Here is a 19,268-nt window from a genome sequence, read left to right as displayed (position 1 = left end):
TGACGGCTCCTCCTTATGGATGCTTAAGTAGCTTATATGTATACATATAGCAATTAAAAATATTCATATAAGCTATTTTTGTATGGAAATGACGGCCGGCAAGCTGTAGAAGAACCGAAGAAAGGACGGACAATGGCTCGCGCTTCCGACACGCTCATTGAGCAACTAAAACATGAGATTTTCAGTGGTTTGCTGAAGCCGGGTGACCAACTCGAAGAGGCGGATTTGGCCAAACGTTTCGGCGTGAGCCGCACACCGATCCGCGAAGCCATTCGGTCTATGGTTGACACAGGTTTGCTGGAGACTCGGCCTCGCAAAGGGGCGATAGTGCGCGTTCTGACAGCCAAAGAGCTTAATGACCTTTTTGAAGTCGCTGCTGAACTCGAAGGCATGGCTGCACGCTTGGCCAGTGAGAACCTGACAGCATCGCATCGAAAAATGATCCAGTGTGGATTGCAGCAATGCGTCGACGCAGCCGATGCAGAGGACATCCCTGAATACGCGAAGGCGAACCTGGCATTTCACGCAGCCATTCATCATGCCAGCGGCAACGAATGGCTCTGCGATCAGCTGGAACAGATCCAGGCGCGCATCAATGTCTACAGATTGATGCCATATGAGGTCGTTGGCCGATTGGAGAAATCCGTCGAAGAGCACCAGGCCATTGCAGACGCGATTTTCGGCAAGAACAGCAAAGCCGCAAATGCGCTGATGCGAGACCATATGATGCTTCAGGGTGCGCGGTTGCCAAGTCTGTTAAGGGCAATGGAAGACTTCTAAAACCCGTTGAACGGCAAAAGCTCTGACACCCGGTCGCAACGCTCACTGATCTCCGGACAATCGGCGATGCATTGCGTCTGGGCGGCTGAAGATCTTCGAGGATGAAAAAGTCTGACCAGGGAGAGGTTGCAGCGGTTTAATTGCCTGACAGCTTTCTCTCCCGGTACTTTCAGAAGACAAAGCGTGCCAAAACTGCCGGTATGCCGGCACAAGAATTGAAATGGCCAAGGCGTGGCCGTCGTCAATTTAATCTCTCTAATGCCCTGCCAAATCTGAAGTTGACTGGCTTTTGTCGCTTGAGGCGAACCGGGTCCTGATCAATCAGCCGGTTCACGTTTGGACAGGATGCGGTCGACCAAGCCCCAGTCCAGAGCTTCTTGCGGCGTCATGAAATTGTCCCGGTCCATGGCACGTTCAAATTCCTCAAATGATCGGTTGCAGTGTTCGGCATAAAGCCGTGTCATGTGCTGTTTTGTGCGAAGGATTTCTTCCGCGTGAATGGCCATGTCGGAGGCCTGGCCCTGGAAGCCGCCGGATGGTTGGTGGATCAGAATGTTGGCGTTGGGCAGCACCGACCGTTCGCCCGGTTCGCCGGCCATAAGAAGAAACGAGCCCATGGACCTTGCCGTTCCCATGCAAAGCGTGTGAACAGGCGCCTGAATATGGTGCATGGTGTCGTACATCGCAAAGCCGCTGGTGACCATGCCGCCCGGTGAATTGATATAGAGCTGAATAGGCTTCTTCGGACTTTCCGCTTCCAGAAACAGCAACTGTGCACAGACAAGCGCTGACACCGTGTCGTTGACTTCACCGTTGAGGAATATGATCCGGTCCCGAAGCAGTCTGGAATAGATGTCGAAAGAACGCTCGCCTCGATTGGATTGTTCCACGACCATAGGGACGAGTTGTGCCGCTTCGCGCATGGGCGAACTCCTGTGTCTTGTTGATGTCGATTGTCAGAGCAGCGTCAGGCAGCGAGCATCATGGTCGGCTCGTTGTTGTTTGCTGCCTTCGGCTCCATCGGTATTTGACGTGTGCCGGTGAGACGATGGACGATGGTAAGAATGCTGCCGCCGTTTTCTTCAGGCCTCAGCTGAAATGCCACGACACTTTCAAGATAGGGCGGCGCGCTGTCCTTCATTCGGTAGGAAACCTCTTCACCTGCAACTTCGGCAAGAGGCTCTGTCTCGGCAAGGTCTTTGCCGGGCAACCACTGCTCTCTAAATTCGGGGATCGTAATGGCCCGCCAGACCTTCTCCGGCGGGGCGTCGAGTTCGTATTTTAAGATGAGATCGCTGGCTTCACTGCTGGCAAGGATATCTACAACAGCTTCTGCGTCCGGGTCCTGGTTGCTCACTGATCCATGTCCTTCAAGAGAGTTCTCAACGCATCCATGCGTTCTGGCCAATAGGCACGATATTTCGCAAGCCAGTTCGCAATCAAAGCCAGCCCGTCCGGGTCGACTTCGTAGTTTACGAACCGTCCCTTCCGTTCCTGCCGTACCAGCTTTGCCTGGTGAAGGACGGCGAGGTGCTGCGACATTGCAGGTTGGCTGATCTTCATACCGTCACGCAAGGAACTCGCATTCATGCTGCCAGTCGCCAGTTTCTCAAAAATTGCGCGCCGTGTCGGGTCTGCCAGAGCCCTGAATATGTCATTTTCTGTCATGACAATACATAAGCATGTACTTATATAATTTGCAAGCTGCGTCTGTTCAGACGTGTTTAAGAGTGCGAGCGCCAGGATGTGAAACGACCCTTTTGGTGAGCCGCACAATTGCTGCGAACACGGCGATTTAGCCTATGACGCAAGTTTGATCGAGCGCAGCATTGGCTGCTAGGAGCGGTTTACCAGCCCGTTGAGCTGGGCTTGTCGGGGCTTGGAACCTCAGCCTTATCATCACCACGAAGTTTTGATTGGTTTGGCGCGCGAATTTGCGGTGCATTGCAACCGTTCAATAATTAATCGGGAGTCGATGATGTCTAAAACTACTCTTGCAGCGATGGTTGGCGCAGGACTTATGGTCGCCAATGCGGGGGCCGCTCTGGCAGAAGACAGCACGCTTGTCCGGGTCTCAAGTCCGCATTCCGTTTCAGAAACGATCGACAAGTTGAGTGCCGCGGTCGAGAACGCCGGGGCGAAAGTCTTTGCGCGCATTGATCATGCCAAAGGCGGCGAGAGTGTTGACATGGAAATACCCGACAACGAGGTTCTCATATTTGGCAACCCGAAGCTCGGGACGCCAATTATTCGCGACGCCCAAGCAGCAGGCCTTGATCTGCCGATCCGGGTGTCTGCAGTTGAAACGCCTGACGGCACCATCATCTTGTATCGCTCCCCGGAGGCTTTCGCCGGTTCGCATGGCCTGCCAGCAGATCATCCGTCCGTCGTCGCGATGACTGGCGCGCTCAAAAAACTGACGTCAAAGGCAGCGGAATAGCAGCCTGAGCCAAGACACGTACCTGATATCCGCCTGCCTTCAAACGCAGGCGGGTGCAGGTGGTCAGGCTCGCACCTCGTCCTGTTCTGTCGAAGGTCTTTGATTTGTTCCAGGCATTGGCCGAAATTCTTCCTGGAATTCGAGTTTTATTGTTTCAGCGCGTGTTTTCCGCTAAAAGTTAGCCGGTTAAATACCGAGCTCTTGATGATCGATAAGTGCAGCCTTTTCGGGACTAAATTCCACGCTTTGCCCGCAAGAAACAGTGCCTGCCTTTAAAACCTTGGCATAGATACCAAAGTCGACGTCAAAATCACGAACGATCGATTTCAGTATCCTTGGGTCGAATTCCAGGTCCTCCTGCTCAGCCGTCACCATTCGGCACCGTTCCGTTTTATGGGTGACCAGCAGCTTGGATAGACAAGCCCGGGAGATTGCAACCCCGGCAGAAAGATGTCTGGGATCTCCAGAACATAGCTTGCCATTGCAAGGCGGCGATGTTGAGGAACTCTGCTCTTTGAAATTCTGCTGTATCCCTATGGGAGCTTGACATTCAGTCAGGAAGGTCAGATATTTCTGTCATGACAGAAATTACTGACATAGCCAAGAATTCTTCGAAGGAAAAGTTCATCCTGTACTGGGGGGACATGGGTAGCCAATGGGGAGTCAATCGTTCGGTAGCGCAGATCCATGCATTGCTATACCTCAGCGCGGCTCCTTTGAATGCAGAGCATATTTCTGAAGAACTCGGCATTGCACGTTCAAATGTGTCCAACTCTTTGAAGGAACTTGTTGGTTGGCGTCTCATTCAACGGGTTCCTGTCGCCGGAGACAGGCGAGAGCATTTTGTGGCTGAAACCGATGTTTGGGAAATGGCACTATTGATCGCAAGGGGGCGTAAGGAACGGGAAATTGACCCGGCCATCCGTGCGATTGAGATCTGCGTGGATCAAGCGGGTGGAGAAACGGGGATTGACCCCGTAGCCTTGAAGCGCATGCAGGAAATGCATGACTTTTTGACAACAGCTGACCGATGGTCGGCTCAAATGTTGAGCGTTCCCAAATCGAAGCTCGCCACTTTGATGAAGATGGGGGACAAGATCTTTTCGCTCTTGAAGATCGGCGGTAAGTCCAAGAAATAGCCGGGCTTTTTATTTGAGCTAAAATTTCTCTTTATACAGAAATAACGGACACAACAGGAGGAAGTGCAAAGATGAGAAGGAACAGCCCCGCTTTGTGCCAATCGGCAAACTCATTGCCCGAGACATATCAGGATCGCCGTTTTCGCAAAAGGCTCAGCGGAGGTGCGAGTGTCGTCTATCAGGGACGGGTCGTTTCGATCCGCATGAACCTCGCCGGCCGGTTGCTGGCCCAGGTTGCGCGTTTGGTCGGTGGTCCGCTGCCCTTCGACCTGTCGTCGGCCAATCAGCCTGCGGTCGTATCGGTAACCGAAGACATTGCGGGTGATGGCCAGTTCTGGATTCGCCAATATGGACGCGCCGCTGGCTTTCCTCAGGTCATTCACAGCTCGAAGCGCTTTGCCGGACCGACCGGCATCGAAGAATACATAGGGGCAGGGATGGGCATCGCCTTGCGGGTAAGTGCGTCAGGAGATGCGCTGATCTTTGAAAGCGACCACTACTTTGTGCAGTTGGGGACGAGACGCCTGCGCCTGCCAGTCTGGTTTGCGCCCGGCAATCTGACCATCACCCACCGTGATCTGGGAAAGAAGAACTTCGTTTTTTCGCTCACCTTGAAGAGCCGTTTGTTCGGGGAACTCATCCAGCAGGACGCGCTTTTTCATGACAAGGAGGATGACTGATGGACAGTCCCTTGCTCTGGTGTCTGATTTCCATTCAGATTTTCATGGGTGGTTTCGACACAATTGTGCATCACGAAGGCAGCGAGCGGCTGGCCTGGCGCACATCCCAGAAAACGGAATTGCGTTTGCACGGCATCCGCAATTTCTTCTACGCGATTATCTTCCTGTGTTTCGGTTGGACCGAACCACATGGATTTTTCACAGTTGCCCTGACCTTCATTCTGCTCCTTGAAGTGCTGATAACACTTTGGGACTTTGTCGAGGAGGACCTGACCCGAAAACTGCCCTGGACCGAACGTATCAACCATACATTGCTGGCATTGAACTACGGTGCAATTCTAGCCCTGGCCGCGCCGGTTCTCTGGGATTGGTCCTTGCGCCCCAGCGCGATCTATCCAGCCAACTATGGCTGGTGGAGCGCGATGGCAACGCTGGCTGCCCTGGGCGTCGGTCTTTTCAGTGCGCGCGATTTGCTTGCGGCCTCCAGAAGCGAAAGACTTGAAAGGGGGAACCCGGCTGTCCTGGCCGCAGGTCTACCACCGCGCCTACATATTCTTGTTACTGGCGGGACGGGGTTTGTCGGCAGGCGGCTTGTTGAATGCCTTGTTGCTTCCGGTCACTTTGTGACCGTTCTGACGCGAAATTTGAAAAACCTCGATGAGCTTGCGCATCCCGTTCGCGTGATTACGAGCCTTGATCAAATTCATAATGCAGACCGCCTGGACGTTGTCGTGAACCTTGCAGGAGAACCTGTGGCAAACGGCCTCTGGACGGCGAGGAAACGGGCTGTGATCATCAATTCACGGGTTAAGACCACCAAAGCACTTCAAGAGCTCATCAGACGACTGGACTGCAAACCGGCCTGTCTTGTCAGTGGATCTGCGGTCGGCTGGTATGGTTTGCGGGGAGATGAGCTTCTCACAGAAGACACCGATCCGGATCCGGCATTTGTCCATGAAGTATGCGATCAGTGGGAACGATCAGCGGCTGCAATCGGCCAGTTAAATGTTCGTGTCGTCATTCTTCGGATCGGTCTCGTCCTTGGCGTGGAAGGTGGCATGCTCGCGAGGCTCCTGACACCATTCGAGTTCTTCGGAGGTGTGGTGATAGGGACCGGCCGGCAATGGATGTCCTGGATCGAACGTGATGACCTGATCCGTGTCATTGTTCGTGCGATGTCTGACGATACCTTGAGAGGAGCCATCAATGCCACGGCGCCCGAACCGGTCCGCAACACCGAGTTCACCAAGGAACTTGCGCAGGCGCTCTCCAGAACCGCGATCCTGCGGTTTCCGGCCTGGCTTCTGTCTTTTGCGTTGGGAGATATGGGCCGGGAGACAATGCTGGCCGGTCAGCGCGTGGTGCCCTCAAGACTGAGCCAGTCCGGCTTCAGGTTCCGCCATCCGCGTCTGGCGCCAATGCTGCGGGCGATTACCGGCGCACGCCAGTCATTACCCGCCCGTGCGGAGCAGGGCATTCGATCTGCAGCATGACCTGTAGCCGCAGTGACGAGAGGCGGGGGGGCTTCAATCTCGCGCCTATCTTCAACGGGTTCTGCGATTTCCGGTATGGATCGGCACCACGAAACTGAAGATGCTCTAAAAACCGAAGTTCAAGATGTCATCATAGTCTCCCCCGCCAAGTTGATCGGCCGCTGCGAGAATGCGTTCCATGACACCATTGCTTTCCAGCCAGCGGCCGATTTCCAATGCTGCATCCGGGTGGTCATCGAGGAAAGCATTGTCATAAATCAGTTCGCTGTCCCTCATCTGCAGCTCCATGCGTAGGCTGGCCAGATGAACGCCCGTGATCGGGCCGGTGACGCGGTCGATCACTGAAAGCGCACGCTTCAGGTCGCCGCCCGCTAGGACGATCATGGCAAGGATCGCGCCAATGTCGAATTCTAACCGGTACCCGACGGGCCATTTCAAAAGACGTCCCTGCCGGAGACTGGCCTCCAGAAAGGCATCGAAGAATGTATCGACCGTTTCGATTTCATCATCCGGCCAGTTGTTCCGGTATCCGTCCAGCCTGCGGAGGCAGAATTCAAGGTCGAGCGGCGAAGGCGGTTGGCACTGTGCGATCAGGTCGAAATACCTTGGCAAAAAATATTTGAACTCGATCTCTATCTGCCCACGATCGTAGCCGTGCGCGGAATTGGTATATTCCGACAAGAGGTCGACGCCGATATTCTTTAAGGGAAGACTGGAGAGTTTCGCGGCGACCTCAGGCATCATGCATGAGGGGCAATCGCAATGGACAATTGTTCCGGAAAGGCGGTAGCGCCCGAAAACCGCATATGCATTGTCGACGGCGTCTTGGAGAGGCGCTGTAATGACTGGTTCAATCTTATCCCAAAACATAACCGAAGCCTTCCTTTGCAAGGTCCGCTAAAGGCTGCTTGCATGCCCGTGCAAGGTCCGGCGGCATCCCTAGGATCGCCCAGTAAAGGGGATTGACCGCGCTGTGAAAGCCCGCAAACCAATCGGGGTTTCTTCGCCGTTTGCGCCTTGAGCACAATCGTTCACCGAGCGGCCGGAACGCAAATTATTATAAACGCATACCTTAGCGCCAAGGACTTTTCGGGTCGAGACAATCCGGTTTCACGTTTGCGGCTAACAGCGGGCGAGGTGTCCCGATATCGCGGGTAGGCTGTGTTGTGCGCTAACAGGCACGGGTGACGCTTGCGCGCGCAACAGAAGAAAACGTCGCAAGGGCTTTCTCTATGTCGTTCCGGTATATGACCGTCGCCCCTTCGATTTCAGAGCCGGAAACGGTGATGGCCCGCTGTCCCTTCGTATCATCAACATCGATCGTGAAGGCGATTGCCGCGCCTGGGGCAAGATCTGAAATGCTCAGTTCGATCTTTGTCTGGCCGTCCAGCACATCGGGTACTCTTGCAAGAGCATCGGCCCCCTCGATCAGTTCGAACGGTTGGAACACTTCGACGCCGGCCCCTTGGTCCGTGACGTCAAAAATCAGACCGGCCGAAGACGTTGCAAGGTCAAGTGTGATGGATGAATTGGTTATGGAACACACTCCGATGTTTTCGAACCGAAACGCGTCCTTGGGAGCGCCTTCTTTAAAATCGACGCGCAAATCGGCTTGGGCGGCACTCGACAACAAGAGCGCAGCAGCTGCAATCGACGTCGCCGCGAGATGCTTTGTGAAATTCATGACGGCCTCCAACATAAAACAAACAATGCTCGAGATACGTCCCGCCGCTGAAAGCGGATCATCGCATAGCCACCGGTATTGGCATAGTCGCCGCTCGTAACCTTACGGGTTGAGAACGATCACCTTTGTCTGGCCACCATTGCAGGTGTAACAGCAGCTTGAGCAACGGTTCCGGTTCTTGTAACCGACACCCCAATAAAGGTTTGAGCGGTTGCGAACCCACGCGCCGTAGCAGATCTTCTCGCCGTTCCGGCAGGAGATGCTGATCGTTTTGACGGAATAATCGTCGAGCACGTAAATCTTGTTGTTGCCGGGCCAGACGTGTCCGCGCCGGCTGTCTGAATAAAGTTCAACATCCACGATTTTCGAATGTTTGCTTTCAAATCGCCAGACCAGTGTTTCTGCCGAAACAGGTGCAACGCTGGTAACAAGATAAACAAACGAGAACACCAAAATTACGGCGCTCACCAGCCCCTTACGCATATCAACCCCCATTGAAGACTGGACGGCAATTCTTGTTTCCTTTGTGCCAGCCCAGATCAAGAGTATGAGGATAATCAAAGGTTAACGCAAGGGAATGGGCCTGTTGCGGCCATATGAACGACATGTTCAAAGCATGCGGTGTGACGAAATATGGCAATCATTTTAATGCGGCTTTGCGCGGTCAGGGCTTAGGCTGCGATCAGTCAACGAGGAGGATAACCCGTGTCTTCAGCCGTCAGATTGCTTGTGAGAGCTGATGATGCAGGATCGTGCCATGCATCAAATGCCGGGTGTCTGGATGCATGTCTCAACGGAATTGCCCGCAGCGTCGAGGTCATGATGCCCTGTGCTTGGATTGCGCATGCCGCCGAAATTTTCAATGAGCGGCCACAAATTGACATCGGCATCCATCTGACGCTCTCAAGCGAGTGGGATCGTATCAAGTGGCGGCCATTGACGGCCGCAAGGAGCCTTGTCGACGCCTCCGGCAACCTTCTTCCGCTTCTGTCATCGCGCTCAGGGGACGAGCGCCGTGCCTTGCAGGACGTTGATTGGCGTCTGGATGAAGTCGCGGCGGAATTTCGGGCGCAAATCGAACTGGGCGTTCGCACGTTTCGCAGCGCCAGTCATGTCAGCGCTCATATGGTCAGGCACTTTGCAGACTTTGAATCCCGGCTTGGTGAAATTATAAGCGACCTTTGCGAGGAGTTCGGCCTGAAGGACGATGCATTCGGGCACGGACTTCCACGCATTCAAGGGTATCCTCCAACACCACGTCTGACTGAAAATCGTGTAGCGGCGTTTTGCGAAAACTTGTCAGAACTGAATGCGGGCACTTACATCTTTATCGATCATCCAGCCATTCAGTCCGATGAACTCGCCATGTTGGGGCATCAGGGTTACGAAGACGTCGATCGGGACAGATGGACCTGCCTTGAAACGCTGAAAAGCCCGCTCGTTCGTGAAACGGTCGAAAGGCTTGGAATTGACTTGATCAGTTACCGTGACCTTTAGGCTTTCAAAGGTGCCTGCTTTTGTCCAGTCAATCGCCGTGTCCTTGAAAGAGGTGATAATTGACTGCCTCATAGGCCGGGCAAAGCTTGTGGCGATAGGTTTGTCGGGCGACTAGCTGAACCAAAAGAGACAGATTGCGGTTTAGGCCGTTGCCTGGAGCCAGTCCCGAAAAGCCGCCACAGGCCGCGTTAACGTGCGCGCGGGCGAGCGGACGAACCAGTAGCCGGTCTCCAGCTCAAGCACTTTCCAGTCCGGCATGATCAAATGCCCGGCCTCAAGTTCCTGGGAGACAAATCGCCTGTCGATCACGATTGCTCCCATACCTGCTATGGCGGCCTGGATTGCAAGGTCCCGGCTTTGCAGGACCATTCCGGAATTCAGGTCCGGGTGGCTGAGGCCTGCAGCCTTCAGCCAAACCGCCCAATCGTTGCGTCTGGATGCGCTGTGCAGCAGTCTCAGTTTCAGCAGAATGCCCGGGTCTGCCGGATCCTTTCCGCTTAAAAGGGCAGGCGCCAAGGCAACCGCCAAATGTTCCTGCCAAAGCAGATGGCTTTCAACGCTGGGCCAGTTGCCGGTCCCCAGACGAATGGCGCAATCGTAGTTTTCCCGGTCGAGGTCAACCATGCGCGTCGAGGCCGACAACAGCAACTCCACATCGGGTTGGCTATCCTGAAAGGACGGCAAGCGCGGGATCAGCCAGCGCGTGGCAAATGTCGAAACTGTGCTGATCCTGAGTTCGGTGCGTCCGCGCCGCCGGAAACTGTCGACAGCCTCTTCAATGCGGTCGAATGCATCGCCAAGGCTCAGCGCAAGTCGTTGTCCTTCTTCTGTCAGCGTCAGGCCGCGTCCGTCCCGATTGACAAGTGTCGCGCCAAGCTCGCTCTCAAGTTTGCGCATCAGGTGTGACAACGCGGAAGGTGAGACGCCGAGCTTTTCCGCTGCCATGGCAGCGCGGCCATGGCGGGCCAGCAGGGAAAAGGCATGAAGTGCGCGCAGGGACGCCATAAGCCATAGAACTCCGTCGTTGAGTTTTCCTCAATCTAGCGAAGTTGGCACCTGACCACCAGAGTAGCTGTTCAGGCCTGTGCCAGAGCGCCCAGAACGGACTTCAAGAACCCGGTCAGCTCGTCGGTAACGAAGTCAACGTGTGGATAGGGATCGCCTTCCATGTCCCAGCTATCGCGGAAGAGCTCTCTGGAGCCGGTGGGAACGATCAGAGTTGTACACATGCCGAGTTGGTGCGGCACTTTCAGGTTTTTTGAAAGGTCCTCGAACATGGCCGAGCGCGCAGACGAAACGCCGGTTCGCGCAAGAAACTTGTCATAGGTTTCCCGGTTCGGTTTCGGGATCAGATCCGCTGACACGATGTCGAAGATGTCTTCAAAATGATCGGAAATGCCGAGTGCGACTGCGGTACGCTCCGCATGCGGACGGTCGCCGTTGGTAAAAATGAATTTCTTGCCCGGCAGCGCTGCAATCGCGCGGCCGAGTTCCGGGTTCGGTGCCAGATTTGAATAGTCAATGTCATGCACGAAGCGGAGATAGGCATCGGGGTCGATGCTGTGTTCGCTCATCAGGCCCCGCAGCGTCGTTCCATGTGCGTGATAAAGCGCTTTCTGGTGCGCCATGGCCTCTTCGCGCGGGAGCCCCAGGAGGTCTTGTACAAATTGAGCAATCTGTTCGTTGATTTGCGAGAACAGGTCCGCATCATGGGGATAAAGCGTGTTATCGAGATCAAAGATCCAGGCTTCGACTCCCTTGAAGAGGCGGAGGTCATGACGGTGTGCGTGCGAGCCCTCATGGGGCAGGGGGCGTTTTCCCGTCACGGTATGATCAACGTCCCGGCGCCGGCATCGGTGAACAGCTCCAGAAGCACCGCATGTGAAACCTTGCCGTTCAGGATCACAACGCCTTCCACACCCTGGTCAAGCGCTTCAATACAGGTCTCGACCTTGGGGATCATTCCACCCGATATCGTGCCGTCCGCAATCAGCTCACGGGCATTGGCAACGGTTAGTTGCTTGATGAGGTTGCCATCCTTGTCGAGTACACCTGGAACATCTGTCAGGAAAAGCAGACGCGTGGCATTCAGGGCCCCTGCGATAGCTCCTGCGGCAGTGTCGGCATTGATGTTGTAGGTCTCTCCGTCATCACCCGGCGCAACCGGTGCAATAACCGGAATGATATCTTCCTTGAGGACCAGTCTGAGCACCGTCGGATTGACATCTGCCGGTTCGCCGACAAAACCCAGATCCACAACGCTTTCAATGTTGCTGTCAGGATCGACCACGGTTCGCTGCAGCTTGCGTGCCGTCACGAGGTTTCCGTCTTTGCCGCACAATCCGACAGCCCGGCCACCTTCGGAATTGATCATCTGAACGATTTCTTTGTTGATGGCACCGGCCAGCACCATTTCAACAACTTCAACCGTTGCCTTGTCGGTGACCCTCAAGCCACCCTTGAATTCGCTGACGATGTTGAGCCTTTGCAGCATCTTACCGATCTGCGGCCCGCCGCCATGAACCACGACCGGGTTGACGCCTGACTGGCGCAGCAACGTGATGTCGCGCGCAAAAGCCTGGCCCAACTCTGGATCACCCATGGCGTGGCCGCCGTATTTCACGACAACGGTCTTGTTGTCGTAGCGCTGCATGTAGGGCAGCGCGTGAGCAATAATGTGGGCGCGGTTGGCGGTTTCGGGGGTGGTCATAGGTGTGGAATACTCAACAACTTCTCGGAACGGAACGCGAAGGATCCCTGCTATAGCCGGTTTGCCCGGTGTTCACAATCATCAGCTCCGAGCGCTTTGCGGCACAATGGAACTGTATCTATTGATTGGCCAGCAGGCAGAGTTCGGCGCGCAGCTTATCGATCCCCTGGTTCTTTTCTGAGGATGTCGCGATGATTTGCGGGTGCGCTGCAACGCGTTTTGCAAGGGCGGCCTGGGTGTCGGCGATCAGACGTTTCAGCTGTGGCGGCTTGATCTTGTCAGCCTTGGTCAGAACCACCTGATAGACGACGGCTGCTTTGTCGAGCAGGTCCATCGCTTCAAGGTCGTTTTTCTTGATGCCATGGCGGCTGTCGATAAGCAGGATGACCCGGCGCAGGTTCGGGCGGCCCCGGAGGTAGGAAAACACGAGGTTGGTCCAGGCTTCGACAAGCTCCTTGGGAGCCTGTGCATATCCATAGCCGGGCATATCGACGATGGTCAGCGGCGTGTCCGGGGCGACAAAGAAGTTGAGCATCTGGGTTCGCCCGGGCGTTGACGATGTCCGCGCCAGTCCCTTGCGTCCGGTCAGGGCATTGATCAGGCTGGACTTGCCCACGTTGGAACGTCCCGCAAATGCAATTTCCGCTTCTGCCGCATCCGGCAGATTGGCCATGTCGGTCACGCTGGTCAGAAACTCCCAGGGGCGGGCAAAAAGCAGTCTGCCCGCCTCCAGGTCTTCAGGGGAAAAGTCTTGTTCGTCTGTCATGACGGGCCTTCTACCCTGCTTCAGCTGCCACGTCGAGATCACTCTCAGGCTCGCACTCAGCGCGCTCCAGGGCGGCAATGTCGGCACCCCAGATGGCTTTGAGGTTCTGGCTGATCTTGGCTATCGGCCAGTTCCACCAGGCAATCTCCAGCAGCCGTTCGATTGTTGCCTCATCGAAGCGAAGTTTGACGATGCGTGCAGGGTTGCCGACCACGATCGCGTAAGGGGGGACATCCGATGCGACCACGGAATGAGCGCCAACTATGGCGCCAGAGCAAATTGTGACGCCTGGCATAACAGTGGCATTGGTGCCGAACCAGACATCATTTTCAACGATCGTATCGCCGCGCAAATGATCGAAAATACTGCCCGGTTCGAATTGCCCATGCCAGGCATCGTCAAAGATGTGGAAGGGATACGTCGAAAACCCGGTCATCGCGTGGTTGGCGCCGTTCATAATGAAAGTGGTGCCCTGTGCAAGCGCACAGAACCTGCCGATTTTCAGCCGATCACCAATGAATTCAAAGTGGTACCGTACATTGCGATTTTCAAAATCGGTCGCATCTTCAGCATCATGATAATAGGAATAATCGCCGACTTCGATATTCGGACGCGTGATCGTGTTTTTAAGGAAAACCGTGTGCGGTTCGCCCTTGAACGGATGAAGAGTATCGGGGGACGGGCCGTGCATGTGACCTCCAATTGGCAAGAAATCAAGGGAAGAGAGAACTGCGCTGTTTGCGCGGACGACCTGCCGGCCGGCGACTTCGCCTTGTTGGTCAGGTCTTGCTTCATCGGATCATTGGTCGATGCACTCCTCTAGGAACAAAAAAAGGCCTCGCCAGCTGGCGAGGCCTTGGTGTTTAGCAGTTCAACCTGGGCTTGTCAGCCCCTCTAGCTCTTGTCGTTTGCAGCCGGTTTCTTTTTCTTGAACATGGAACCGAGATTGTCCCAAAGCTCTACCTTGGCACCTTGCCTGCGCATGATCACATATTGCTGGGCAATCGAGAGCGAGTTGTTCCAGGCCCAGTAAATCACCAGGCCGGCCGGGAACGACGCCAGCATGAAAGTGAACACCACAGGCATCCAGGTGAAGATCATCTGCTGCGTCGGATCGGGCGGAGCCGGGTTCATCTTCATCTGAACGAACATGGTGATACCCATGATCAGCGGCCAGACGCCGAGCATAAGCAGCTGCGGTGGATCCCAGGGGATCAGTCCGAAGAGATTGAACAGGGAAGTTGGATCAGGCGCAGAAAGATCTTGGATCCAGCCGAAGAAGGGCGCATGGCGCATTTCGATCGTGACGAACAGGACCTTGTAGAGCGCAAAGAACACCGGGATCTGGATCAGGATCGGCAGACAGCCTGCCAACGGATTGATCTTTTCCTGCTTGTAGAGCTCCATCAATGCCTGTTGCTGCTTTTGACGATCATCCGCGTATTTTTCGCGGATTTCCGTCATCTGCGGCTGAACAAGCTTCATCTTGCTCATCGACACATAAGACTTGTTGGCGAGCGGGAAGAAGACCAGTTTGATCAGAACCGTCACCACCAGAATAGCCACACCGAAGTTGCCGATCAGGTGGAAGAAATAGTCGATGGCAAAGAACATCGGCTTGGTCAAAAAGTAGAACCAGCCCCAGTCGATCAGAAGCTCGAACTGCTTGATGCTGAGGGCTTCCTCGTAAGCATCCAGAAGCTTGGTTTCCTTGGCACCTGCAAAGAGATAGGAACTGGTTTCTCCGTTGCCGCCTGCGGCAACAACAACACCATTGCCGAGATAGTCAGCCTGGAAATTGCCGGTTGCAGGCGAATGACTGAAGCCGGGTTGGAATTCCTGACCCGGGACGGGAATCAGCGTTGCAGCCCAGTACTTGTCGGTAATGCCGAGCCATCCCTGGTCGACTTTGGCCGGACGGACAGAGCCTTCGTCCTCAAGGTCGGAATAGTCGACTTCCTGAAGGCCTTCTTCACCGAAGACCCCGAGAAGACCTTCATGCAGGATCCAGATGCCGCTGGTTTCCGGGATGCCGTTGCGGGCAATCAAACCATAGGGATAGAGCGTGACCTCTGTTGACGAGGCGTTCTCGACGGACTGGTCGACGGTGAACATGTAGTCCTCGTCCACCGAATAGGTCCGCTTGAAGGTCAGGCCTGAACCATTGTCCCATGTGAGTGTCAGGGGCGTGGCCGGCGTGAGAGACGCGGAGCCCTCTACGGACCAGAGTGTGTCGGGTCCAGGAAGTGTGACCTCGGCACCTGGATCGGCGACCCATCCATAGTCGGTATAATAGGGAGTGGGGCTGCCCTTTGGTGAAAACAGCACAATGGTCGGGCTGCTTTTGTCGACAGTCTCGTGATAATCCTTCAAACGCAGGTCATCCAGTCGTCCACCGGTCAGACTGATCGACCCTTCAAGGCGGGGTGTGTCGATGACCACGCGCTGGGACGCGGCAAGGGCCTGGTCGCGATTGGCGAAGTTGACTTGACCGCCCGCTGTTTGGCCCGGTGCTGTGGTACCTGCGCCCGGGGTCGCCGTCGACGGTTGCGGTGCATCCGGATTGACGCCGGTCGCTGTCGTCTGGCTTGTGCCTTGTGCGCGTTGCTGGGCTTCAAGATCTGCCTGTTGGCGTTCTTGATAAGGCACGGCGATGAACATCTGCCAGCCAATCAGAACAATCAGGGACAGAACGACCGCGAGAATCGTATTTCGGTTATCTGACGTCAACTGGAGTTACCCCTGTTTCCTGCGCGATGTCGTTTGCGCTTGCTTTGGTCCCCGGCGCGGCTTTCCCCGTCCGCGTGGCGTCCCCGGATCCAAGACTTGGCCTAGGCCAGATTTAAGGTCTGCAACGAGATTTTGAAAGGGAAGAGTGAGCGCACTTGAGCGTGCAACCAGCACAAAATCGGCGTTTTGCGGAATTTCTTTGGTGTCGAGCTCGGCAATGGCCGCCCTGAGGCGCCTTTTGATCCGGCTGCGTGCGACGGAATTACCGGTTTTCTTTGTGACCGTGTAGCCCACGCGCGGCGCATCATTGCTCTTTCGTTCCAGCCCCTGAACGACAAAAGCGCGCCGACCCAGCCGGCCGCCTTTGGCGACCGCCAGGAATTCGGAGCGCTTTTTAAGTGTGTCCATAGCCGCGGATTGGTGTTGGCAGACGCCGCCAACCCGGCGCGCTGCGGGCAGGGTGCCGGTTAAGCGCTAAGGCTCTTGCGGCCCTTTGCGCGGCGGCGAGCAAGCACCTGACGACCGTTTTTGGTGGCCATACGTGCGCGGAAGCCGTGGCGGCGCTTGCGGACAAGACGGCTCGGTTGATACGTACGCTTCATTGTTCTTCCCCGCGCGGCTTACTGCGCGGCCCTTGTTCATTTATAAATTCTATGGAGGAAGCACTCGAAGCGCTTGAAGAGCGCGGCTCTATAAGCCTTGGGTCCGAATGCATGTCCCGATCGAGCGCGCTTATACGGTCCATGCAGCCGCAAGTCAACTTTGCGTGTCAAATTTCTGAAGAAATTCACCCGATCACTTACAGGTGAACCGAACGCGGGAAAGCGTCACTTATCGGTGATCCACGCTTCTTTTTAGAAGATTTAAGGTACATCTGCATATCTAGAACATGTCACGGGCAAGAGCCCACCAAAAAAGATAAAGCAGGAATAGGTATGTCGGGGGACGAGGCCAAAACGATGACTGCAGAAAAGGACCAGGACCCGCCCGTCGTTGCATCGGCGGATCGTTCTGTGTTCGCATCCGTCAAGAGATGGCTTCCGGTTGCCGTGCTCGTCGGGCTGATGGTGCTGGCATTTTCACAAGGGCTGCACAAGCAGCTGACCTTGTCCAACCTGATCATGGAACGGCAGGAACTTGCGGCCTTTGTTGACCAAAACATCGTTCTGGCGATTCTCGCCTATGTCGCGATCTACACCATCGCCGTTGCGCTTTCCTTTCCCGGAGCGTCACTTCTAACGATTGCCGGCGGTTTTCTGTTCGGTTGGATAATCGGCGGTTTTGCAACTGTCTTTGGCGCCACGGTCGGTGCCTGCGCACTGTTTCTTGTTGCCCGTTCGTCAATAGGTGAGGTTCTGACCAAACGCGCGGGGCCTTTCTTGTCGAAACTTGCCGAGGGGTTTCGCAAGGACGCGTTCAACTACCTCCTGTTTCTGCGGCTGACACCCCTGTTCCCGTTCTGGCTGGTCAATATTGCTCCGGCGATCTTTCAGATGGCTTTGCCGTCCTATGCGCTGGCGACATTCATCGGCATCGTACCGGGGACTTTCGCGTTTGCATTTATCGGGTCCGGGCTGGACAGTGTCATTGAAGCGCAGGAGGCAGCAGATCCCGGCTGTGCCGCCGCCGGAACATGCCAGGTTGACATATCCGCACTCGTGACACCGCAGTTGCTTGCCGCCTTTTTCGCCCTCGGACTGGCCAGTCTCATTCCCGTTGCCATGAAAAAAATGCGTGCGCGGTGAGAAAGCGTTTCAGTGAATGAAAGCGGGCAATAAATGAAAAATCGAACCAGGTCTTTCGATCATACCGTTTGGTTCGCGCTGAGCGCCAAGTAATCGGCCTGATCTCCCTCACCCTAGCCAGGGCAATAAAAACTCAATTAAATGGATACTGTTATGGCGAATGTGCTGACCCCGGATATTTGTGTGATCGGTGCCGGTTCCGGTGGCCTGTCGGTTGCGGCCGCGGCGGCTGCGTTCGGGGTTGAAGTTGTTCTCATCGAAAAAGGATTGATGGGCGGCGATTGCCTGAATTATGGCTGCGTACCCTCAAAGGCGCTGATTGCCGCTGGCAAAGCGGCGCAGGCAACCGTCAAGGGCGAAAAATTCGGCATTCATGCCGGCAGACCTCCGGCCGTTGAGTTTGCCGAGGCGAACGATCATGTCCGGAGTGTCATCGCCGCCATCGAACCGCACGATTCGCAAGAAAGGTTTGAGGGCCTCGGTGTCACGGTTCTGCGCGAAGAGGCAAGATTCACTGCGCCTGACACTGTTGTTTCAGGCGAGACGGAAATCAAAGCGCGCCGTTTTGTGGTGGCGACCGGCTCGAGCGCACTTGTGCCTCCGATCCCGGGTCTTAAAGACGTACCCTACCTGACCAATGAGACACTTTTCGAATTGCGGGAAAAGCCGGATCATCTCGTCATTATCGGCGGTGGCCCGATCGGGTTGGAAATGGCTCAGGCACATAGGCGGCTGGGCGCGAAGGTGACTGTCTTTGAGGCTGCAAAGGCGCTTGGCAAGGATGATGCGGAACTTGCCGGGATCGTGCTGGATCAGCTGAAAAGAGACGGCGTCGAGATCCTGGAAGAAACAGCAGTAGAAGGTGTTTCCAAGACGGCCGCCGGCGTTACGGTAAACGGCAGGACAAAATCGGGCGAGGATGTTGAGGTTTCGGCAAGCCACTTGCTTGTTGCCGCCGGTCGTCAGCCGAATGTCGACGGTCTTGGGCTGGAACAGGCGGGAATCGATTTTGACCGGCGCGGTGTCAAGGTTGACAAGGGACTGCGCACCTCCAATCGCAGAGCATATGCAATCGGTGATGTCGCCGGCGGACTGCAATTCACCCATGTGGCTGGATATCAGGCCGGACTTGTCATTCGATCGATCCTCTTCAGGTTGCCGATTGCCATGAACGATGATGTTGTGCCCTGGGTTACCTACACCTCTCCGGAACTCGGTCATGTCGGCCTGAGCGAAGCTGACGCGCGCAAGAAGCACGGCGACAAGGTCAAGGTGCTCACAGCAGACTATGACCGCAATGACCGGGCTCTTGCCGAGGGGGAAACAATCGGAAAGCTCAAGCTGATTGCCGGACCTGGCGGACGGCTGCTGGGTGCCGATATCGTCGGTGCCCAGGCTGGGGAAATCGTCAACCTTCTTTCGCTGGCAGTGTCAAAAAAGATGGCGATGAAAGATCTTGCCGGATTCATCTCGCCTTATCCGACCCTGGGGGAGCTGGTGCGCCGGGCTGCAATTTCCTACTATGCGGATGCACCGAAAAATGTTTGGGTGCGCCGCGCAATCGGTTTGCTGCGCAAATTTGGATAATCGATTGCCGCAAGGGC

Annotated in this window: 23 protein-coding genes; 8 read left to right on the top strand and 15 right to left on the bottom strand. The window is 55.4% G+C overall.

Annotated features, from left to right (window positions below):
* Positions 1-132 precede the first annotated feature (132 nt).
* The gene (locus Q0835_RS08975) at positions 133-780 is read left to right on the top strand and encodes a GntR family transcriptional regulator (protein ID WP_298821222.1); all 648 of its coding nucleotides are present in this window, start codon (positions 133-135) and stop codon (positions 778-780) included.
* 317 nt (positions 781-1,097) lie between these two features.
* Here Q0835_RS08975 and Q0835_RS08970 read toward each other — a convergent pair whose 3' ends face one another.
* From Q0835_RS08970 to Q0835_RS08960, 3 genes are read right to left on the bottom strand one after another with little or no spacing between them, the layout of a single operon-like run.
* Positions 1,098-1,703, bottom strand: coding sequence for an ATP-dependent Clp protease proteolytic subunit (locus Q0835_RS08970; RefSeq protein WP_298960391.1), 606 nt, complete (start codon positions 1,701-1,703; stop codon positions 1,098-1,100).
* A gap of 44 nt (positions 1,704-1,747) precedes the next feature.
* The gene (locus Q0835_RS08965) at positions 1,748-2,137 is read right to left on the bottom strand and encodes an SRPBCC domain-containing protein (protein ID WP_298960388.1); all 390 of its coding nucleotides are present in this window, start codon (positions 2,135-2,137) and stop codon (positions 1,748-1,750) included.
* Positions 2,134-2,448 (bottom strand): metalloregulator ArsR/SmtB family transcription factor, encoded by a 315-nt coding sequence (locus Q0835_RS08960; protein WP_298960385.1) that lies wholly within the window; start codon positions 2,446-2,448, stop codon positions 2,134-2,136. The genes Q0835_RS08965 and Q0835_RS08960 overlap by 4 nt, the downstream gene beginning before the upstream one ends.
* A gap of 310 nt (positions 2,449-2,758) precedes the next feature.
* Between Q0835_RS08960 and Q0835_RS08955 the strand changes: the two genes are divergently transcribed.
* On the top strand, positions 2,759-3,220 hold the full coding sequence (locus Q0835_RS08955; RefSeq protein ID WP_298821213.1) for a DUF302 domain-containing protein: 462 nt from the start codon (positions 2,759-2,761) through the stop codon (positions 3,218-3,220).
* 186 nt (positions 3,221-3,406) lie between these two features.
* Here Q0835_RS08955 and Q0835_RS08950 read toward each other — a convergent pair whose 3' ends face one another.
* The gene (locus Q0835_RS08950; RefSeq protein ID WP_366142332.1) at positions 3,407-3,595 is read right to left on the bottom strand and encodes a hypothetical protein; all 189 of its coding nucleotides are present in this window, start codon (positions 3,593-3,595) and stop codon (positions 3,407-3,409) included.
* A gap of 203 nt (positions 3,596-3,798) precedes the next feature.
* Here Q0835_RS08950 and Q0835_RS08945 point away from each other — a divergent pair, with 203 nt between their 5' ends.
* The 3 genes from Q0835_RS08945 to Q0835_RS08935 all read left to right on the top strand — a co-directional run bounded on the left by Q0835_RS08945 (position 3,799) and on the right by Q0835_RS08935 (position 6,532).
* Positions 3,799-4,359 (top strand): MarR family transcriptional regulator, encoded by a 561-nt coding sequence (locus Q0835_RS08945; RefSeq protein ID WP_298960382.1) that lies wholly within the window; start codon positions 3,799-3,801, stop codon positions 4,357-4,359.
* A gap of 71 nt (positions 4,360-4,430) precedes the next feature.
* Complete coding sequence (locus Q0835_RS08940; RefSeq protein ID WP_298960379.1) at positions 4,431-5,039, top strand: DUF4166 domain-containing protein; 609 nt, start codon at positions 4,431-4,433, stop codon at positions 5,037-5,039.
* On the top strand, positions 5,039-6,532 hold the full coding sequence (locus Q0835_RS08935; RefSeq protein ID WP_298960376.1) for a TIGR01777 family oxidoreductase: 1,494 nt from the start codon (positions 5,039-5,041) through the stop codon (positions 6,530-6,532). Before Q0835_RS08940 ends, Q0835_RS08935 begins: the two co-directional genes overlap by 1 nt.
* A 105-nt stretch (positions 6,533-6,637) precedes the next feature.
* Here the strand turns inward: Q0835_RS08935 and Q0835_RS08930 are convergent, their stop codons facing one another.
* The 3 genes from Q0835_RS08930 to Q0835_RS08920 all read right to left on the bottom strand — a co-directional run bounded on the left by Q0835_RS08930 (position 6,638) and on the right by Q0835_RS08920 (position 8,699).
* Positions 6,638-7,402 carry a hypothetical protein gene (locus tag Q0835_RS08930; RefSeq protein ID WP_298960373.1) on the bottom strand — a complete coding sequence of 255 codons (765 nt, stop codon included), beginning with the start codon at positions 7,400-7,402 and terminating at the stop codon, positions 6,638-6,640.
* Between the two features lie 301 nt (positions 7,403-7,703).
* Entirely contained in the window at positions 7,704-8,216 is a 513-nt protein-coding gene (locus tag Q0835_RS08925; protein ID WP_298960370.1) for an aggregation factor core, read from the bottom strand.
* A 102-nt stretch (positions 8,217-8,318) separates the two neighbouring features.
* Positions 8,319-8,699 (bottom strand): hypothetical protein, encoded by a 381-nt coding sequence (locus tag Q0835_RS08920; RefSeq protein WP_298821202.1) that lies wholly within the window; start codon positions 8,697-8,699, stop codon positions 8,319-8,321.
* Positions 8,700-8,921: 222 nt separating this feature from the next.
* Here Q0835_RS08920 and Q0835_RS08915 point away from each other — a divergent pair, with 222 nt between their 5' ends.
* Positions 8,922-9,713, top strand: a complete 792-nt coding sequence (locus tag Q0835_RS08915; RefSeq protein ID WP_298960367.1) for a ChbG/HpnK family deacetylase — start codon at positions 8,922-8,924, stop codon at positions 9,711-9,713.
* Between the two features lie 141 nt (positions 9,714-9,854).
* On the opposite strand, the gene Q0835_RS08910 is transcribed toward Q0835_RS08915, so the two are convergent.
* From Q0835_RS08910 to rpmH, 8 genes are all read right to left on the bottom strand, one after another.
* Positions 9,855-10,718 carry a LysR substrate-binding domain-containing protein gene (locus Q0835_RS08910; protein ID WP_298821200.1) on the bottom strand — a complete coding sequence of 288 codons (864 nt, stop codon included), beginning with the start codon at positions 10,716-10,718 and terminating at the stop codon, positions 9,855-9,857.
* A 71-nt stretch (positions 10,719-10,789) separates the two neighbouring features.
* A complete protein-coding gene (locus tag Q0835_RS08905) occupies positions 10,790-11,539 on the bottom strand; it encodes a pyrimidine 5'-nucleotidase (protein WP_298960364.1) in 750 nt (249 codons plus the stop codon).
* Positions 11,536-12,423 carry an acetylglutamate kinase gene (gene argB, locus Q0835_RS08900; RefSeq protein WP_298821197.1) on the bottom strand — a complete coding sequence of 296 codons (888 nt, stop codon included), beginning with the start codon at positions 12,421-12,423 and terminating at the stop codon, positions 11,536-11,538. Before argB ends, Q0835_RS08905 begins: the two co-directional genes overlap by 4 nt.
* A 118-nt stretch (positions 12,424-12,541) precedes the next feature.
* On the bottom strand, positions 12,542-13,189 hold the full coding sequence (gene yihA, locus Q0835_RS08895) for a ribosome biogenesis GTP-binding protein YihA/YsxC (protein ID WP_298821195.1): 648 nt from the start codon (positions 13,187-13,189) through the stop codon (positions 12,542-12,544).
* Between the two features lie 10 nt (positions 13,190-13,199).
* A complete protein-coding gene (locus Q0835_RS08890) occupies positions 13,200-13,880 on the bottom strand; it encodes a CatB-related O-acetyltransferase (protein WP_298960361.1) in 681 nt (226 codons plus the stop codon).
* 203 nt (positions 13,881-14,083) lie between these two features.
* Positions 14,084-15,919 carry a membrane protein insertase YidC gene (gene yidC, locus Q0835_RS08885; protein ID WP_298960359.1) on the bottom strand — a complete coding sequence of 612 codons (1,836 nt, stop codon included), beginning with the start codon at positions 15,917-15,919 and terminating at the stop codon, positions 14,084-14,086.
* A 6-nt stretch (positions 15,920-15,925) separates the two neighbouring features.
* On the bottom strand, positions 15,926-16,327 hold the full coding sequence (gene rnpA, locus Q0835_RS08880) for a ribonuclease P protein component (protein ID WP_152503451.1): 402 nt from the start codon (positions 16,325-16,327) through the stop codon (positions 15,926-15,928).
* 59 nt (positions 16,328-16,386) lie between these two features.
* Complete coding sequence (gene rpmH / locus Q0835_RS08875; protein WP_006934271.1) at positions 16,387-16,521, bottom strand: 50S ribosomal protein L34; 135 nt, start codon at positions 16,519-16,521, stop codon at positions 16,387-16,389.
* A gap of 357 nt (positions 16,522-16,878) precedes the next feature.
* On the opposite strand from rpmH, the gene Q0835_RS08870 reads away from it, so the two are divergent.
* On the top strand, positions 16,879-17,664 hold the full coding sequence (locus Q0835_RS08870; RefSeq protein WP_298821183.1) for a TVP38/TMEM64 family protein: 786 nt from the start codon (positions 16,879-16,881) through the stop codon (positions 17,662-17,664).
* A 153-nt stretch (positions 17,665-17,817) separates the two neighbouring features.
* Positions 17,818-19,251 (top strand): FAD-dependent oxidoreductase, encoded by a 1,434-nt coding sequence (locus Q0835_RS08865; RefSeq protein ID WP_298960356.1) that lies wholly within the window; start codon positions 17,818-17,820, stop codon positions 19,249-19,251.
* Positions 19,252-19,268 lie beyond the last annotated feature (17 nt).

It is taken from the genome of uncultured Roseibium sp., assembly GCF_947499295.1.
Taxonomy (GTDB): domain Bacteria; phylum Pseudomonadota; class Alphaproteobacteria; order Rhizobiales; family Stappiaceae; genus Roseibium.
Note: the sequence above shows the minus strand (reverse complement) of the source record. Positions and strands in the feature narration are given on the sequence as shown.

Coding starts and splice junctions, on each gene's coding strand:
- Q0835_RS08945 (WP_298960382.1), top strand. CDS start 3,799: ATGACAGAAATTACTGACATAGCCAAGAATTCTTCGAAGGAAAAGTTC.
- rnpA (WP_152503451.1), bottom strand. CDS start 16,327: ATGGACACACTTAAAAAGCGCTCCGAATTCCTGGCGGTCGCCAAAGGC.
- Q0835_RS08870 (WP_298821183.1), top strand. CDS start 16,879: ATGACTGCAGAAAAGGACCAGGACCCGCCCGTCGTTGCATCGGCGGAT.
- rpmH (WP_006934271.1), bottom strand. CDS start 16,521: ATGAAGCGTACGTATCAACCGAGCCGTCTTGTCCGCAAGCGCCGCCAC.
- argB (WP_298821197.1), bottom strand. CDS start 12,423: ATGACCACCCCCGAAACCGCCAACCGCGCCCACATTATTGCTCACGCG.
- Q0835_RS08935 (WP_298960376.1), top strand. CDS start 5,039: ATGGACAGTCCCTTGCTCTGGTGTCTGATTTCCATTCAGATTTTCATG.
- Q0835_RS08910 (WP_298821200.1), bottom strand. CDS start 10,718: ATGGCGTCCCTGCGCGCACTTCATGCCTTTTCCCTGCTGGCCCGCCAT.
- Q0835_RS08940 (WP_298960379.1), top strand. CDS start 4,431: ATGAGAAGGAACAGCCCCGCTTTGTGCCAATCGGCAAACTCATTGCCC.
- Q0835_RS08960 (WP_298960385.1), bottom strand. CDS start 2,448: ATGACAGAAAATGACATATTCAGGGCTCTGGCAGACCCGACACGGCGC.
- Q0835_RS08865 (WP_298960356.1), top strand. CDS start 17,818: ATGGCGAATGTGCTGACCCCGGATATTTGTGTGATCGGTGCCGGTTCC.
- Q0835_RS08890 (WP_298960361.1), bottom strand. CDS start 13,880: ATGCACGGCCCGTCCCCCGATACTCTTCATCCGTTCAAGGGCGAACCG.
- Q0835_RS08970 (WP_298960391.1), bottom strand. CDS start 1,703: ATGCGCGAAGCGGCACAACTCGTCCCTATGGTCGTGGAACAATCCAAT.
- Q0835_RS08930 (WP_298960373.1), bottom strand. CDS start 7,402: ATGTTTTGGGATAAGATTGAACCAGTCATTACAGCGCCTCTCCAAGAC.
- Q0835_RS08950 (WP_366142332.1), bottom strand. CDS start 3,595: ATGGTGACGGCTGAGCAGGAGGACCTGGAATTCGACCCAAGGATACTG.
- Q0835_RS08955 (WP_298821213.1), top strand. CDS start 2,759: ATGTCTAAAACTACTCTTGCAGCGATGGTTGGCGCAGGACTTATGGTC.
- yihA (WP_298821195.1), bottom strand. CDS start 13,189: ATGACAGACGAACAAGACTTTTCCCCTGAAGACCTGGAGGCGGGCAGA.
- Q0835_RS08925 (WP_298960370.1), bottom strand. CDS start 8,216: ATGAATTTCACAAAGCATCTCGCGGCGACGTCGATTGCAGCTGCTGCG.
- Q0835_RS08975 (WP_298821222.1), top strand. CDS start 133: ATGGCTCGCGCTTCCGACACGCTCATTGAGCAACTAAAACATGAGATT.
- Q0835_RS08920 (WP_298821202.1), bottom strand. CDS start 8,699: ATGCGTAAGGGGCTGGTGAGCGCCGTAATTTTGGTGTTCTCGTTTGTT.